This is a genomic window from Kineococcus gurbantunggutensis (genome assembly GCF_050871925.1).
Classification (GTDB): domain Bacteria; phylum Actinomycetota; class Actinomycetes; order Actinomycetales; family Kineococcaceae; genus Kineococcus.
This window is the reverse complement of sequence record NZ_JBJLSG010000025.1, coordinates 21234-35424: the sequence shown is the minus strand read 5'-3', so window position 1 is coordinate 35424 and position 14191 is coordinate 21234. Positions and strand designations below refer to the sequence as shown.

10 protein-coding genes are annotated in these 14191 nt (G+C 74.8%); 5 read left to right on the top strand and 5 right to left on the bottom strand.

The window, feature by feature from the left end; genetic code table 11:
- Positions 1-202 precede the first annotated feature (202 nt).
- From ACRYR7_RS07060 to ACRYR7_RS07045, 4 genes are read left to right on the top strand one after another with little or no spacing between them, the layout of a single operon-like run.
- Entirely contained in the window at positions 203-2389 is a 2187-nt protein-coding gene (locus tag ACRYR7_RS07060) for an alpha-galactosidase (RefSeq protein WP_432571366.1), read from the top strand.
- 4 nt (positions 2390-2393) lie between these two features.
- The gene (locus ACRYR7_RS07055; RefSeq protein ID WP_432571365.1) at positions 2394-3347 is read left to right on the top strand and encodes a carbohydrate ABC transporter permease; all 954 of its coding nucleotides are present in this window, start codon (positions 2394-2396) and stop codon (positions 3345-3347) included.
- A 34-nt stretch (positions 3348-3381) separates the two neighbouring features.
- Positions 3382-4323 carry a carbohydrate ABC transporter permease gene (locus tag ACRYR7_RS07050; RefSeq protein WP_432571364.1) on the top strand — a complete coding sequence of 314 codons (942 nt, stop codon included), beginning with the start codon at positions 3382-3384 and terminating at the stop codon, positions 4321-4323.
- Between the two features lie 8 nt (positions 4324-4331).
- Positions 4332-5693, top strand: a complete 1362-nt coding sequence (locus tag ACRYR7_RS07045) for an ABC transporter substrate-binding protein (protein ID WP_432571363.1) — start codon at positions 4332-4334, stop codon at positions 5691-5693.
- Here the strand turns inward: ACRYR7_RS07045 and ACRYR7_RS07040 are convergent.
- Positions 5674-6543 (bottom strand): helix-turn-helix domain-containing protein, encoded by an 870-nt coding sequence (locus ACRYR7_RS07040; protein WP_432571362.1) that lies wholly within the window; start codon positions 6541-6543, stop codon positions 5674-5676. The genes ACRYR7_RS07045 and ACRYR7_RS07040 overlap by 20 nt on opposite strands.
- A 91-nt stretch (positions 6544-6634) precedes the next feature.
- Between ACRYR7_RS07040 and melA the strand changes: the two genes are divergently transcribed.
- Complete coding sequence (gene melA, locus ACRYR7_RS07035; protein WP_432571361.1) at positions 6635-8014, top strand: alpha-glucosidase/alpha-galactosidase; 1380 nt, start codon at positions 6635-6637, stop codon at positions 8012-8014.
- A 60-nt stretch (positions 8015-8074) separates the two neighbouring features.
- Here melA and ACRYR7_RS07030 read toward each other — a convergent pair whose 3' ends face one another.
- From ACRYR7_RS07030 to ACRYR7_RS07015, 4 genes are all read right to left on the bottom strand, one after another.
- Positions 8075-9811, bottom strand: coding sequence for a dipeptide ABC transporter ATP-binding protein (locus ACRYR7_RS07030; RefSeq protein ID WP_432571360.1), 1737 nt, complete (start codon positions 9809-9811; stop codon positions 8075-8077).
- On the bottom strand, positions 9808-11508 hold the full coding sequence (locus tag ACRYR7_RS07025) for an ABC transporter substrate-binding protein (RefSeq protein WP_432571359.1): 1701 nt from the start codon (positions 11506-11508) through the stop codon (positions 9808-9810). The genes ACRYR7_RS07030 and ACRYR7_RS07025 overlap by 4 nt, the downstream gene beginning before the upstream one ends.
- A gap of 68 nt (positions 11509-11576) precedes the next feature.
- Positions 11577-12572 carry an ABC transporter permease gene (locus ACRYR7_RS07020; RefSeq protein ID WP_432571358.1) on the bottom strand — a complete coding sequence of 332 codons (996 nt, stop codon included), beginning with the start codon at positions 12570-12572 and terminating at the stop codon, positions 11577-11579.
- Positions 12572-13453, bottom strand: a complete 882-nt coding sequence (locus ACRYR7_RS07015) for an ABC transporter permease (protein WP_432571357.1) — start codon at positions 13451-13453, stop codon at positions 12572-12574. Before ACRYR7_RS07015 ends, ACRYR7_RS07020 begins: the two co-directional genes overlap by 1 nt.
- Positions 13454-14191 lie beyond the last annotated feature (738 nt).

Below are 14191 nucleotides of genomic sequence, written 5' to 3'. Positions count from 1 at the left end.
CGGCGGGTCGTGCGCGGCGCGGTGCGGGTGCGCTGGTGGAACGCTAACCGACTTCCGTCGCGGAAGCCCGGGGTGCGCTGCGGTCGCCGAAGTCCACCCCGCGTCGTGACCGGAGCGTCGTTGACGCCGATCGGGGTTCTGCCGTAGAACTCTCAGCACGCACGAACACCCCACGACCACGACGACGTGATCCGGAGACTCCGTGACCGTTCTGCAGAGCCCGACCCCCGCGCCCGTCCGGCCCCTCGGGCCGCAGGAGGTGGTGCACCTGCGGGCGGCCGGCGTGAGCCTCGTCCTGCGCACCCACGAGCAGCAGGTGCCCTCGGTGGTGCACTGGGGCGCCGACCTCGGCGAGCTCGACGCCGGCGCCCTGGCCGACCTCGTCACCGCCGGCGGCACCGCCCGCGCCAACAACGACGTCGACGAGCCGCGGCCGCTGTCGCTGCTGCCCGAGCAGGCCCAGGGCTGGAGCGGCACGCCGGGCCTGGCCGGGCACCGCGGCGGCACCGCCTGGACCACCCGCTTCACGCCCACCTCCGTGCGGGTCGCCGACGCCGGCCCGCTGGGCGGGCGCGTCGAGGTGCGCGCCGCCGACGCCGGCACCGCGCTGGAGCTGCACCTGGAGCTGGAGCTGCTGCCCTCCGGGCTGCTGCGCCACCGCGCCGCGGTGACCAGCGCCGCCGGCCCCGCCTACGAGGTCGGCCTGCTCGCGCTCGCCCTGCCCGTGCCGCCGGTGGCCACCGAGCTGCTCGACCTCACCGGGCGCTGGGCCAAGGAGCGCGTCCCGCAGCGCCTGCCCTTCGTCGTCGGCGCCCACGCGCGGGAGAACCGGCGCGGGCGCACCGGACCGGACGCCCCCCTGGTCCTGGCGGCGGGCACCGCCGGCTTCGGCTTCCGCACCGGCGAGGTCTGGGCCCAGCACGTGGCCTTCAGCGGCAACCACCGCGCCCTGGCCGAGCGGCAGCACACCGGCGCGGCCGTCCTGTCCGGCGGCGAGCTGCTGCTGCCCGGCGAGGTGCGCCTGGGCGCGGGGGAGTCCTACCGCACCCCGTGGGTGTACGCCGCGCACTCCGAGCACGGCCTGGACGGGATCGCCGCGCGCTTCCACACCCACCTGCGCTCGCGCCCGCACCACCCCTCCTCCCCGCGCCCGGTCATCGCCAACACCTGGGAGGCGGTCTACTTCGACCACGACCTGGGCCGGCTGACCGAGCTGGCGCGCGCGGCCGCGGAGGTCGGCGCCGAGCGCTACGTGCTGGACGACGGCTGGTTCCGCCACCGCCGCGACGACGGCGCCGGCCTGGGCGACTGGTACGTCGACGAGGACGTCTGGCCGGACGGGCTCACCCCGCTCATCGACGTGGTCACCGGCCTGGGCATGGAGTTCGGCCTGTGGGTCGAGCCGGAGATGGTCAACCCCGACTCCGACCTGGCGCGCGCCCACCCGGACTGGCTGCTGCGCCCGGACGAGCAGCGCCTGCCGCTGCCCTCGCGCCGGCAGCAGGTGCTCGACCTGGGCAACCCCGACGCCTACGCGCACCTGCTGGAGCGGCTGGACGCGCTGCTCACCGAGAACGACATCGGCTACCTGAAGTGGGACCACAACCGCGACCTGCTGGAGGCCGGTTCCGGCCCCGGCCGCCGCCCGGGCGTGCACGTGCAGACCCTGGCGGTGTACCGCCTGCTCGACGAGCTGCGCGAGCGCCACCCCGGGGTGGAGATCGAGGCCTGCTCCTCCGGCGGGCTGCGGGTGGACCTGGAGGTCCTGGAGCACACCGACCGCGTGTGGGGCAGCGACTGCATCGACCCGCTGGAGCGCCAGCAGATCCAGCGCTGGACCGCCCAGCTGCTGGCGCCGGAGCTCATCGGCTCGCACGTGGGCGCCTCGCCCTCGCACACCACCCACCGGCACAGCGACCTGTCCTTCCGCGCCGGCACGGCGCTGTTCGCCTCCTTCGGCATCGAGACCGACGTCACCCGCATGAGCGCCGACGAGCGCGCCGAGCTGGCCCGCTGGGTCGCGCTCTACAAGGAGCTGCGCCCGGTGCTGCACACCGGCACGGTGGTGCGCGCCGATCAGCACGACCCCTCCTTCGCGCTGCACGGCGTGGTGGCAGCCGACGGCTCCGACGCCCTGTTCGCCCTCGTGCAGCTGGCCACCCCCGACACCTCCGTGCCCGGCCGGGTGCGCATCCCCGGCCTGGACCCCGAGGCGACCTACCACGTCGCCCCGCAGCCGCCGGGGGACACCCCGGCGCTGCGCGGCGGCGACCTGCCGTGGACCGCGCGGGGGGTGCGGCTGACCGGCCGCGCCCTGGCCGTCGCGGGCCTGGCGGCACCCGCGCTGCAACCGCAGCAGCTCCTCCTCCTGCGCACCCGGAAGGTGTGACGCCATGGCCCTCACGAGCAGAGCCGCTCGTGCCCGCAGCACCGCCGACCTCGCCGTCCACGTCCCCGGCTACCGCCCCGACTCCGGCGGCAGCCGCCGCGAGCGGCTGACCGCGCTGGCCTTCATCGCCCCCGCCCTGCTGGGTTTCACCGTCTTCTACTTCTGGCCGACGCTGCGGGGCCTGTACTTCAGCTTCACCGACTTCGACGTCTTCAACCGGCCCACCTGGGTCGGGCTGGACAACTACGCCGCGATCCTGGACGACCCGACGTTCTGGAACGCCATGAAGGTGACCGTCCAGTACGTCGTCATCAACATCGGCACTCAGACCGTGCTGGCGCTGCTGCTGGCGGTCCTGCTGCACCGGCTGACGCGCTCGATCCTGGTGCGCAGCATCATCGTGCTGCCGTACCTCATCTCCAACGTCGTCGTCGCGCTGGTCTTCTACTGGATGCTCGACGCCCAGATCGGCATCACCAACCAGTTCCTCGGGTGGCTCGGCGTCGACGCGATCCCCTTCTTCGGCGACCAGGCCTGGGCCATCCCCACGATCGCCCTGGTCAACACCTGGCGGCACCTGGGGTACACGGCGCTGCTGCTCTTCGCCGGCATGCTGATGATCCCCAACGACGTCTACGAGGCCGGCCGGGTCGACGGCGCCTCGGAGTGGAAGATGTTCTGGCGCATCACGCTGCCGCTGCTGCGCCCGATCCTCGCCCTGGTGCTCGTCATCACCGTCATCGGCTCGTTCCAGGCGTTCGACACCGTCGCCGTCACGACCGCCGGCGGCCCGGCCGACGCCACCAAGGTCATCCAGTACTACATCTTCGACCTGGCCTTCCAGCGCTACCAGTTCGGGTACGCCTCGGCGGTCTCGGTCGTCCTCTTCCTCATCCTCGCGATCGTCGCCCTCGTCCAGCTCCGGCTGATGCGGGCCGGCGAGTCCGACGTCGCCTGAGCGCGACCCCCTCGATCGACGACCAGGAGGCGACGTGGCCACCACGACGACGACGTTCGACGAGGCGCTCGCAGCGTCGACACCCGTCAGGAGCGGCAGGGGACGACCGGGGGTCGGGCGCGTCCTGGCCTGGACGGCGCTGGTCCTCATCCTGCTCGTGACGCTGTTCCCCTTCTACTGGATGCTGCGCACGGCGTTCTCCAACGGCGCCCACCTCGCCACGCAGCCCTCCAGCCTGCTGCCGGTGGAACCGACCCTCGGCGCCTTCGAGCGGGTCCTCGGCCTGGCCAGCGCGGCCGAGGCGCAGGCCCAGGCGGGCTCCGGCGCCTCGGTCGACCTCGGCCGCTACCTGCTCAACTCCGTGGTGGTCGCCAGCCTCATCACGGCCGGGCAGGTGTTCTTCGGCGCGCTGGCCGCCTACGCCTTCTCGCGGCTGCGCTGGCCCGGGCGCGACGCGGTGTTCTTCGTCTTCCTCACCGCTCTGATGGTCCCGCCGATCTTCACGCAGCTGCCGAACTTCCTGCTCATGCGGGACCTGGGCATCCTCAACACCTACGCCGCCATCGTCCTGCCGTTCTTCTTCATGACGCCGTTCGCGATCTTCTTCCTGCGGCAGTTCTTCCTCGGCATCCCCCGCGAGGTGGAGGAGGCCGCCCGCCTGGACGGCGCCGGCGCGGTGCGCCGCTTCTTCGGCGTCATCCTGCCCATGGCCTCCGGCCCGATCGTGACGCTGGCGATCCTGCAGTACATCCAGGCGTGGGGCGAGTACTTCTGGCCGCTGCTGGTGGCCAGCGACGCGGAGGTCCGGGTGCTCACCGTCGGCCTGGGCATCTTCCGCGCCCAGACCCCGCAGGGCTCGCCGGACTGGGCCGGCCTCATGGCCGCCACCCTGCTCGCGGCGCTGCCGATCGTCGTCCTGTTCGCGATCTTCAGCCGGAAGGTCGTCAACTCCATCGGCTTCTCCGGCATCAAGTGAGGACCCCCGTGAAGAGCACCCGCCTGCGCACCCGCGCCCGCGCCGCGGTGGCCGCCGCCGGCGCCGCCGTCCTGCTGACCGCCTGCGGCTCCTACGGCGTCGACCCCGGCGCCGACGCCGACACCGGGACGGTGACCTACTGGCTGTGGGAGTCCGCGCAGCTGCCCGCGTACCAGGAGTGCGCGACCGACTTCGAGGCGCAGAACCCCGACATCGACATCAGGATCGAGCAGTTCGGGTGGGACGACTACTGGAACAAGCTGTTCACCGGGTTCGTCGCCAGCTCCGCTCCCGACGTCTTCGCCAACCACACCTCCCGCTACGGCGAGTTCGCCGAGCGCGGGCTCATCGTGCCCATCGACGAGCAGGTCGCCGCCTCCGGCATCGACCTGCAGCAGTACGTCCCCGGGACCACCGAGCTGTGGATCGGCCCGGACGGCAAGCGCTACGGGCTGCCGAAGGACTTCGACACCGTCGGGCTGTTCTACAACGCCGGCATGGCCGAGGAGGCCGGCATCACCGCCGAGCAGATGGCGAACCTCACGTGGAACCCCCAGGACGGGGGGACCTACGAGGACGTCATCGCCCGCCTCACCGTCGACGAGAACGGGGTGCGCGGCGACGAGCCCGGTTTCGACAGGAGCAGGGTCAGGACCTACGGCCTCGGCCTGGGCAGCGCCGGCGCCCCCTTCGGGCAGGTGGAGTGGTCCTACCTGGCGATGACCACCGGCTGGTGGTACATGGACCGGGAGGCCTGGGGCACCGAGTTCAACTACGACGACCCGCGCTTCCAGCAGACCTACGCCTGGTGGCGCGGGCTCATCGACAAGGGCTACATGCCGCCGCTGGCGTTCACCGAGGGCGGCTCGCCCGACCAGCAGGTGCAGGCCGGCCGGTACGCCATCGTCAGCGAGGGGTCCTGGCAGACGGCCAACTACGGCGCCCTGGAGGGCGTGGACCTGGCCCTGGCGCCCACGCCCGTCGGGCCCAGCGGCCGGCGGGCGGCCATGCAGAACTCCCTCGCCGACTCGATCTCCACCTCCTCGCAGGTCAAGGGCGCGGCGTGGGAGTGGGCCGCGCACCTGGCCTCGGAGGCCTGCCAGTCGAAGGTCGCGCAGGCCGGGGTCGTCATGCCGGCCGTGGCCAGCACGGTCGAGACCGCCAAGGAGGCGCTGGGCCGCCGGGGCTTCGACGTCAGCGCCTTCACCGACCAGATCGACGCCGGGACGACCTTCCCCTACCCCTCGATCCTGCAGGCCGCGGAGGTCCAGAGCATCACGGCCTCGACGATGGAGGGCGTCATGGCCTTCAACGCCGACGTCGACGCCCTGACCCCGATGAACGAGCAGCTCAACGCGCTGTTCCGCTGAACGGCCCCGCGCCGCCCGCCCCCGCGCGGGCGGCGCGGTAGGCGCCCGGGGAGCAGCCGCAGGCCCGCGTGAAGTGCGCGTACAGGCTGCTCTGCGAGCCGAACCCGGCCGCGTGCGCGACGGCCGCGGTGGTCATCGCGGTGGTCACCAGCAGGCGCTGCGCCTCGGCCACCCGGTGGCGCACCAGCTGCTCGCCCAGCGAGACGCCCACCGCGCGCCGGAACAGCGTCGTGGCGTAGTTCGGGTTCAGGTTCGCCGCGCGGGCGATGTCGGCGGTGCTGACGGGTTCGCGGAAGTGCTCGGCGGTCCAGCTCGCCATCCGGGCCACCGGCCGCAGGTCGGGCCGCGGGCCGCCGGCCGGTGCCGCCGCGCCGGCCTGCCCCGCTGCCAGGATCCTCAGCACCAGGGCGTTCACCTCCAGCAGCAGCGCGTCCGGCGGTGCGCCGTGCGCGGCGGCCAGGTCGCGCTGCCAGGCGGCGACCAGCCCCGGCACGTGGTCGCCCACCGCCGCCGTCGGCGCCACGACGGTGCGGTGCGAGAGGACCCGCGCGCCGAACGCCTCCGGCAGCGACCAGCCCAGCGCCACCGCCAGCGGCACGTGCACCCACGCCACGTCCGTGCGCCGCTCGTTCGTGCGCTCCAGCAGGCGGTGCGGCGCCGCCGCCCAGAACAGCGCGGTGCTGCCGGCCTCGACGACCACGCGCCGGCCGCCGAACAGGTACTCCAGGCGCCCCTCGAGCACGACGTTGACCTCCAGGTCGTCGTGCCGGTGGAAACCGGCCATCGGCGGGGCGGGTCCGCGGTGCACCCACAACCCCGCCCGCTCCACCCGCGTCGCCGGCGCCGCCACGGCGGGAGCCTACGCGTGCGGCTGAGGATCCTGGAAGCCCCGGGTGGCTGCGCGGAGGCCCCGGCGCCGTGCGCGCACCTAGCGTCGGGGCATGAGCCCGACGCGCACCCCGAAGATCACCCTCATCGGCGCCGGGGGGTACGTCTTCCCGTTCCGCCTCATCGGCGACGTCCTCAGCTTCCCCGCCCTGCGCTCGGCGCAGCTGTGCCTCATGGACGTCGACCCCGGCAAGCTCGCGCCCGTCGCCGACGCCGCCCGCAAGCTCGTCGCCCACCACGGCTTCGACGCCGAGGTCGTGGAGACCACCGACCGCCGCGAGGCCCTGGACGGCGCGGACTTCGTCGTCATCACCTTCCAGGTCGGCGGGGTGGCCTCCTACCGCCACGACGTGGAGGTCCCGCGCCGCTACGGCGTGGACCAGACCGTCGGCGACACCGTCGGCCCCGGCGGGGTGTTCCGCTTCCTGCGCTCGGTGCCCGCCTACGACGCCATCGTCGCCGACGCCCTGGAGGTGTGCCCGCAGGCGGTGTTCATCAACTACGCCAACCCCATGGCGATGGCCACGGCCTACCTCAACGCCAGGGGCCTGCGCACGGTCGGGCTGTGCCACAGCGTGCAGGGCACCACGCGGATGCTCGCGCGCACCCTGGACGTGCCCTACGAGGAGGTCGACTACCTCTGCGCCGGCATCAACCACCAGGCGTGGGTCCTGCGCTTCCGCCGCGGCGGGGAGGACCTGTACCCGCGCCTGCGCGAGGTCATGGGCGAGCGGCACGTCGTCGGGCGCCCCGCGGCTGACCTCGCCGGCGACGACGGCGACCACAGCGGGGCGGCCCTGGCCGCCAGCACCTACGAGGGCGGCAACGAGCAGGTCCGCACCACCCTCATGAACGCCTTCGGCTACTTCGAGACCGAGTCCAGCCACCACGCCTCGGAGTACCTGCCGTACTTCCGCAAGGACCCCGAGACGGTCCAGCGCTACGTCCCGCAGCGCTGGGACTACTACGAGATCTGCGCCGCGCACGACGACCGCGGCGACGTCGAGGACCAGCTCGCCAGGCTCAAGGCGGAGCTGGCGCCCAGCGTCGAGTACGGCGCCAGCATCGTGAACTCCGTCGTCACCGGCGTGCCCTGCGTCGTGTACGGCAACGTCCCCAACGCCACGGGCCTCATCGCCAACCTGCCGGCGGAGGCGTGCGTGGAGGTGCCCTGCCTGGTCGACCGCAACGGGGTGCAGCCCACCGCCGTCGGGGCCCTGCCGCCGCAGCTGGCCGCGCTGAACCGGACCAACGTCAACGTGCAGACCCTCGCCGTCGAGGCGGCGCTGACCGGGGACCGCGAGCACGTCTTCCACGCCGTCGCCCTCGACCCGCTCACCGCGGCCCAGTGCACCCTGGAGCAGGTGCGCGCGATGACCGACGAGCTGCTCGCCGCGCACGCCGACCTGCTGCCCGCGGCGCTGCGACCCTGACCGCGCCCCGGGGCCCTCGGCGCGCGGCCGGGCGGGGTCGCTCCACCCCGCCCGGCCCGCTCAGGACGCCAGCGCCCGCCACGCCGCGCGGCGCTCGCGCTGCGCGTCGGGGTCGGCGACCGGGGCGGCGGCCACCAGCCGCTGCGTGTAGGGGTGCAGCGGGCGCGCCAGCACGTCCCCGGCCGGTCCCTGCTCCACCACGCGGCCGCGGTGCATCACCGCGACCCGGTCCGCGACCCGGCTGACCACCGCCAGGTCGTGGGTGATGAACAGGCACGCGAAGCCGAACCGCTCGCGCAGCTCGGCCAGCAGCTGCAGCACCCGCGCCTGCACCGACACGTCCAGCGCGCTGGTCGGCTCGTCGGCCACCAGCAGGTCCGGGCCCAGCGCCACCGCCCGCGCGATCGCCACGCGCTGGCGCTGACCCCCGGACAGCTCGTGCGGGAACCGATCGCCGTACCCGGCGGGCAGCGCCACCGCCTCCAGCAGCCGCTCGACCTCCGCGCGCAGCTCGCGCCCGCGCAGCCGCGAGTGCAGCAGCAGCGGCTCGGCCACGGAGTCGGCCACCGGCGCGCGCGGGTCCAGCGTGGAGGCGGGGTCCTGGAAGACCACCCCGACCCGCCCGCGCAGCGCCCGCAGCCGCGCCCCGCGCAGGTGCTCGGGGTCGCGGCCGGAGACCCGCACCGTCCCGGAGGTGCGGCGCACCAGGCCGCTGACGCACCCGGCCAGGGTGCTCTTGCCCGAGCCGGACTCGCCGACCAGGCCCAGGACCTCCCCGCGCGCCACGTGCAGGTCCACCCCGGCCACCGCGTGCACCGCGCGGGTGCCCAGCCGGCCGCCGAAGCGCACGTGCAGGTCGCGCACCACCAGCGCCGCGTCCGCGCCCGCCGGGACCTCGTCGGGCACCGAGGCGCGCGCGGGGTCGCTGCGCGCGGCGACCTGCGCGCCGCGGCGCACCGGGCCCTCGCCGCCGGCGGGCACCGCGCCCGCCACCGGCACCGGCAGCGCCGGCACCGCCGCCAGCAGCTGCCGGGTGTACTCCTCGCGCGGGGCGCGCAGCACCTCGCGCACCGCGCCGGTCTCCACCACCGCGCCCTCGCGCATCACCACGACGCGGTCGGCGAGGTCGGCGACCACGCCCATGTCGTGGGTGATGAGCAGCACCGAGGCGCCGGTGCGGTCCACCAGGTCGCGCAGCAGCGCCAGCACCTCGGCCTGCACCGTGACGTCCAGCGCGGTCGTGGGCTCGTCGGCCACCAGCAGCGCCGGGCCGCCGGCCAGCGCCATCGCGATCACCACGCGCTGCAGCTGCCCGCCGGACAGCTCGTGCGGGTGCGCGCGCAGCTTGGCCGCCGGGTCCGGCAGGCGGACCTCGCCCAGCAGCTGCAGCGCCCGCGCGCGCGCCGTGGCGCGGGGGACGCGCTCGTGCGCGCGCACGGCCTCGGCGAGCTGGTCGCCGATCGTCAGCACCGGGTTCAGCGCGCTCATCGGCTCCTGGAACACCATCGCCACCTGCGCGCCGCGCACCGCCCGCAGGTCCTCGCCCCGCAGCGCGTACAGGTCCCGCCCGCGCAGCAGCGCGCGCCCGCCCACCCGCGCCGACGCCGGCAGCAGCCCCAGCAGGGACATCGCCGTGACAGTCTTGCCGGAGCCGGACTCGCCGACCACGGCCAGCACCTCCCCGGCGCCCACCGAGAAGCTCACCCCGCGCACCGCGTGCACGGCGCCGGCGCCGAACACCACGTCGGCCCCGCGCACCTCCAGCAGGGGGGCGGCGGGCGCCGGGGAGGACGTCACCGCGAGACCCCGACGGCGAGGTAGTTCGGGTACGCGGGGAAGGCGCCGATGAAGAAGTCCGTCACCTTCGAGCCGCGCAGGAACGAGTTGCGCGTGTAGATCAGCGGCACCACGGGGGAGTCCGCCATGATCTGCTTGTCGATCGCCACCCACGCCGCCGCGGCCGCGTCGGGGTCCACGGTGGCCTGCGCCTGCTCGATGGCCGCGTCCACCGCCGGGTTGGAGTACCGCGCGGAGTTGTACCCGCCGCCGCCGATCTGGTTGCTGGCGAACAGCGGCTGGATGTTGGCGTTGGCGCTGGGGAAGTCCGGCTGCCAGGACCCCAGCGCCAGGTCGTACTCGTCGGGGTTCACGTTGTTGACCGCCGCGTAGTACGCGTCGCTGTCGCGCACGTCCAGCACCACCTGGATGCCGGCCTGCGCCAGCGAGGCCTGGACCGCCTGCCCCTTGGCGGCGCCGTTGTTGTCCTGGCTGACCAGCAGCCGCAGGCCGCTCAGGCCCTGCGGGAAGCCGGCGTCGGCCAGCAGTTGCCTGGCCCTGGCGGGGTCGCCCTCGGCGGGCGCGCCGTACAGGTCGAACTCCTCCCGCCCGGCGATGCCGTCGGTGATCAGCGTGGTGGCGACCTCGCCGGCCAGCGCGGCGGTGCCGGCCGAGGCGACCTGGAAACCGGCCTTGTCCACGGCGTGCTGGAACGCCTTGCGCACGTTCACGTCGCGCAGCGGACCGCGCGTGGTGTTCAGCGCCAGGAACGCCAGGGCGCCGGACTCGGAGGTGACCAGGCGCTCCTTCGCCGACGGGTTCGCGGCCACCTGGGCCAGCTGCGCGGGGGAGACGAAGGAGGCGCCGAAGGCGCTCTGGTCCTCGCCGGAGTCCGCGGCCAGGCGCTGGGAGACGACGTCCGCGGACTGCCCCAGCGAGAAGACCACCGTGTCGGGCAGCGCCGGGCGCACGTCGTCGGTGTCCGCCGACCAGTGCTCGTTGCGGGTCAGCTCGATGCGCACGCCCTGCTGGTTCGTCGTCACCGCGTACGGGCCCGAGGCGATCGGGCGCAGGCCGTAGTCGGCCTCGGCGCCCTGCCCCTCCGGCACCGGCGCGAACGCCGGGGTGCTGGCGATCCAGCCCCAGTCGCCGTAGGGCCGCTCCAGCGTGAAGACGATCGTCCGCTCGTCAGGGGTGGCGATGGAGTCCAGGCGCGCCCCCTCGAACGGGCCGCCGTAGCCGCCGGCGCCGGCCAGCAGGTCCTTGTGGTAGGTCAGCCCGCCGCTGAAGGCGGGGGCGAAGGAGCGCTCCAGGCCCCACTTGACGTCCTGCGCGCGGATCGGGGTGCCGTCGGAGAAGAGCAGCCCCTCCTTGAGGGTGAACGTCCAGGTGCGCCCGTCCTCGCCGGCGGTGCCGGTGTCGGTGGCCAGGTCCGGCACCAGCTCCGCGGGCTGCCCGGAGGTGACCCGCCAGGCGGTCAGGCGGCGGTGCACCAGGCCCAGGGAGGTGATCGCCAGGCTCTGGCTCTTGGCCGGGTCGAAGTTCGTGCTCGTGGACTCCACGAGGACCGTCAGGGTGCCGCCGCGCTCGGCGGCGCCGCCGGTCGCGCCCTGCCCGGAGCGCTCGGGGTCGTTGGCGCCGCAGGCGCTGAGGAACGCGGTGCCGCCGATGCCGGCGACGAGGGAGCCGAGCAGGAGCTTGCGGCGGTCGAGCGTCATGTCAGGGGCCTTCCTGGTGCGTGCGGGTCCCGCGGGGCGCGGGGGCCGGGAGGGGGAGGGGCGGCGCCTCAGGTGAGGCGCGCCCGGGGGTCGAGGACGCCGTAGACGAGGTCCACGACGACGTTGGCGGCGACGACCGCGAACGCCGCGAACAGGGTCGTGCCCAGCAGCAGCGGCAGGTCGAGGTTGCCCACCGCGTCCAGCAACAACGAGCCGACGCCGGGCATGCCGAAGACCCGCTCGGTGATGACGGCGCCGCCGAGCAGGCCGCCCAGGTCCAGCCCGAACAGCGTCACCAGCGGCAGCGTGACGTTGCGCAGCGCGTGCTTGCCGACGACGGTGCGCTCGGGCAGGCCCTTGGCGCGGGCGGTGCGCACGTAGTCCTCGCCGAGGACCTCCAGCATCTGCCCGCGCGTCAGGCGCACGTACACGGCGCCGTTGATGAACGCCAGCACCACCCACGGCAGCACCAGGTGCCAGGCCCAGTCCACCGGCGACTCGCTCAGCGGCACGTACCCGCTGACCGGCACCACGTCCAGGGTGAAGCCCAGCAGCAGGATGCCCAGCAGCCCCAGCAGGTACACCGGCGCCGAGACGCCCACCACGGACACCGCCGAGGTCAGGTGGTCCCAGGCGGTGCCGCGCTTCAGCGCCGCCAGCACGCCCAGCGCCACCCCGGCCACGGCCCACAGCACGGCCGCGCCCAGCGCCAGCGACAGCGTCACCGGCAGCCGGTCCACGATCAGGGAGGCCACCGGGGCGCTCTCCTGGAAGGAGTAGCCGAAGCACGGCGCCGCGCACCGCACGGCGGTGGCGCCCGAGCCGAAGGTGCGGCCGGTGGCGATGCCGCTCAGGAAGTGCAGGAACTGCTGCCACCACGGCTCGTCGAAGCCCATGAACCCGCGCGCCAGCGCCAGGTTCTCCGGAGTGCACGGGCGCCCGCAGGACAGCTGCGCGGGGTCCGAGGGCAGCAGGTAGAACACCGCGTAGGTGACGAAGGCGACGGCGACCAGGACCAGCAGGCCGCTGCCGACGCGGCTGAGCGCGTAGCGCACCCCGGCCATCAGCGCGCCCCCTGCCGGGCCGTGCGCGGGTCCAGCGCGTCGCGCAGGCCGTCGCCGAGCAGGTTGAACGCCAGCGTCGCCGCGAACAGCGCCAGGCCCGGGAAGACCAGGAACATCGGGTCGGTCTGCACCCACCCGATCGCGTCGGAGATCGAGCGGCCCCAGCTCGGCGTCGGCGGGCGCACCCCCACGCCCAGGAACGACAGCGCCGCCTCCAGGCCGATGCGCTCCGGGATCGACAGCGTCGCCACGACCACCACCGGGCCCCACAGGTTCGGCAGCACCCGGCGGGTGATCGTCCGCCACGGCGGCGAGCCCATCGCCTGCGCGGCGCGCACGAACCCGCGCCGGGTCAGCGACAGCGTCGCCGAGCGCACCACGCGCGCCACCCGCGGCCAGCCGAAGAAGCCGATGACGACGACCAGCAGCAGGGTGCGCGGCACGTCCGGCGGCAGCACCGCGCCCAGGGCGACCATGAACACCAGGTACGGGAAGCCGAAGACCACGTCCCCCGTCCAGCCCACGACGCGGTCCCACCAGCCGCCCAGGTAGCCGGCGCTCGCGCCGAGCACGACGCCGACCACCACCGAGACGGCCGTGGCGAGCACCCCGATGAGGAACGAGGTGCGCGCGCCGTGCGCGACGATCGCGAACAGGTCCCGGCCCGTCAGCGGCTCCACCCCGAACCAGTGGGTGGCGCTCACCCCGCCCAGCGGCCCGGCGGGCAGCCCCGAGGCGGGGTCCAGGGCGGAGCGGTCGTAGCGGTAGGGGTCCTGGCCCGTGATCGAGGTGATCACCGGAGCCAGCAGGGCCAGCAGCACCAGCAGCGCGACGACGACCGCGCCGGCGGCCGCCGCGCGGTCGGTGCGCACGGTGCGCACGAGGGCTGCGCCCAGCGAGGTGGCGGTCGCAGTGGACCGGGGGCTCGCCGCAGCGGGGGAGGAGGACACGCGTCACCTGTCGGTCAGGAGCGGGGCGGGAGCGCGGGAGGGGCCGCGCCCGCGCGCGGTGCACCGGAGCGGTGCGACCGTCGCCGGGGGGCGGGGAGGCGGGGGGCGGGGACCGGCGCTCAGGCGCGCGCGGCCGGCGTCCCCCGGCGCACCGGGCGACACAGGGACGAGCCGCAGCGCGCGAGGTCGACGTGGTAGCGCCGGGTCAGCGGGGCCGGGCTGCTCACTGCGGTTCCTCCCTCGCCCCTCGTGCGAGCGGCACCGCGGGGCGGGGCTCGCTGCGGCGTCGGCGGGCCGGGCTGTCGCAGCCGCGCCGGACGGCGTGCCGCCACCATATCGCCCGCGCCGGGGCGCCCCGCGGCCCTCCGCCCCGCGGCGGCGCGCTCGCCCGGGGCCGCTCGGCGCTCCTGTGAGACACTGCGGACGGTCGGGCGTTCCCCACACCGGGCGACCGACCCGCCGACGAGACCGCCGCCCTGAGCGTGGCGTCCGGGCAGCGCCGCGGTCCAGTGGAAGGACCTCGCAGGCGCCCCGGGCCCCGTTCCGGTCGCGGGACCGGCGGCGGCACGAGCGGAGCGCCGCCTGGAGCGAGCGAACCCCGCGCGTGCACCGAGGACTTCCGTCGGGTGCGGGTCACCCCACCCGGCGATCCCTACGAGTGACGCCCCG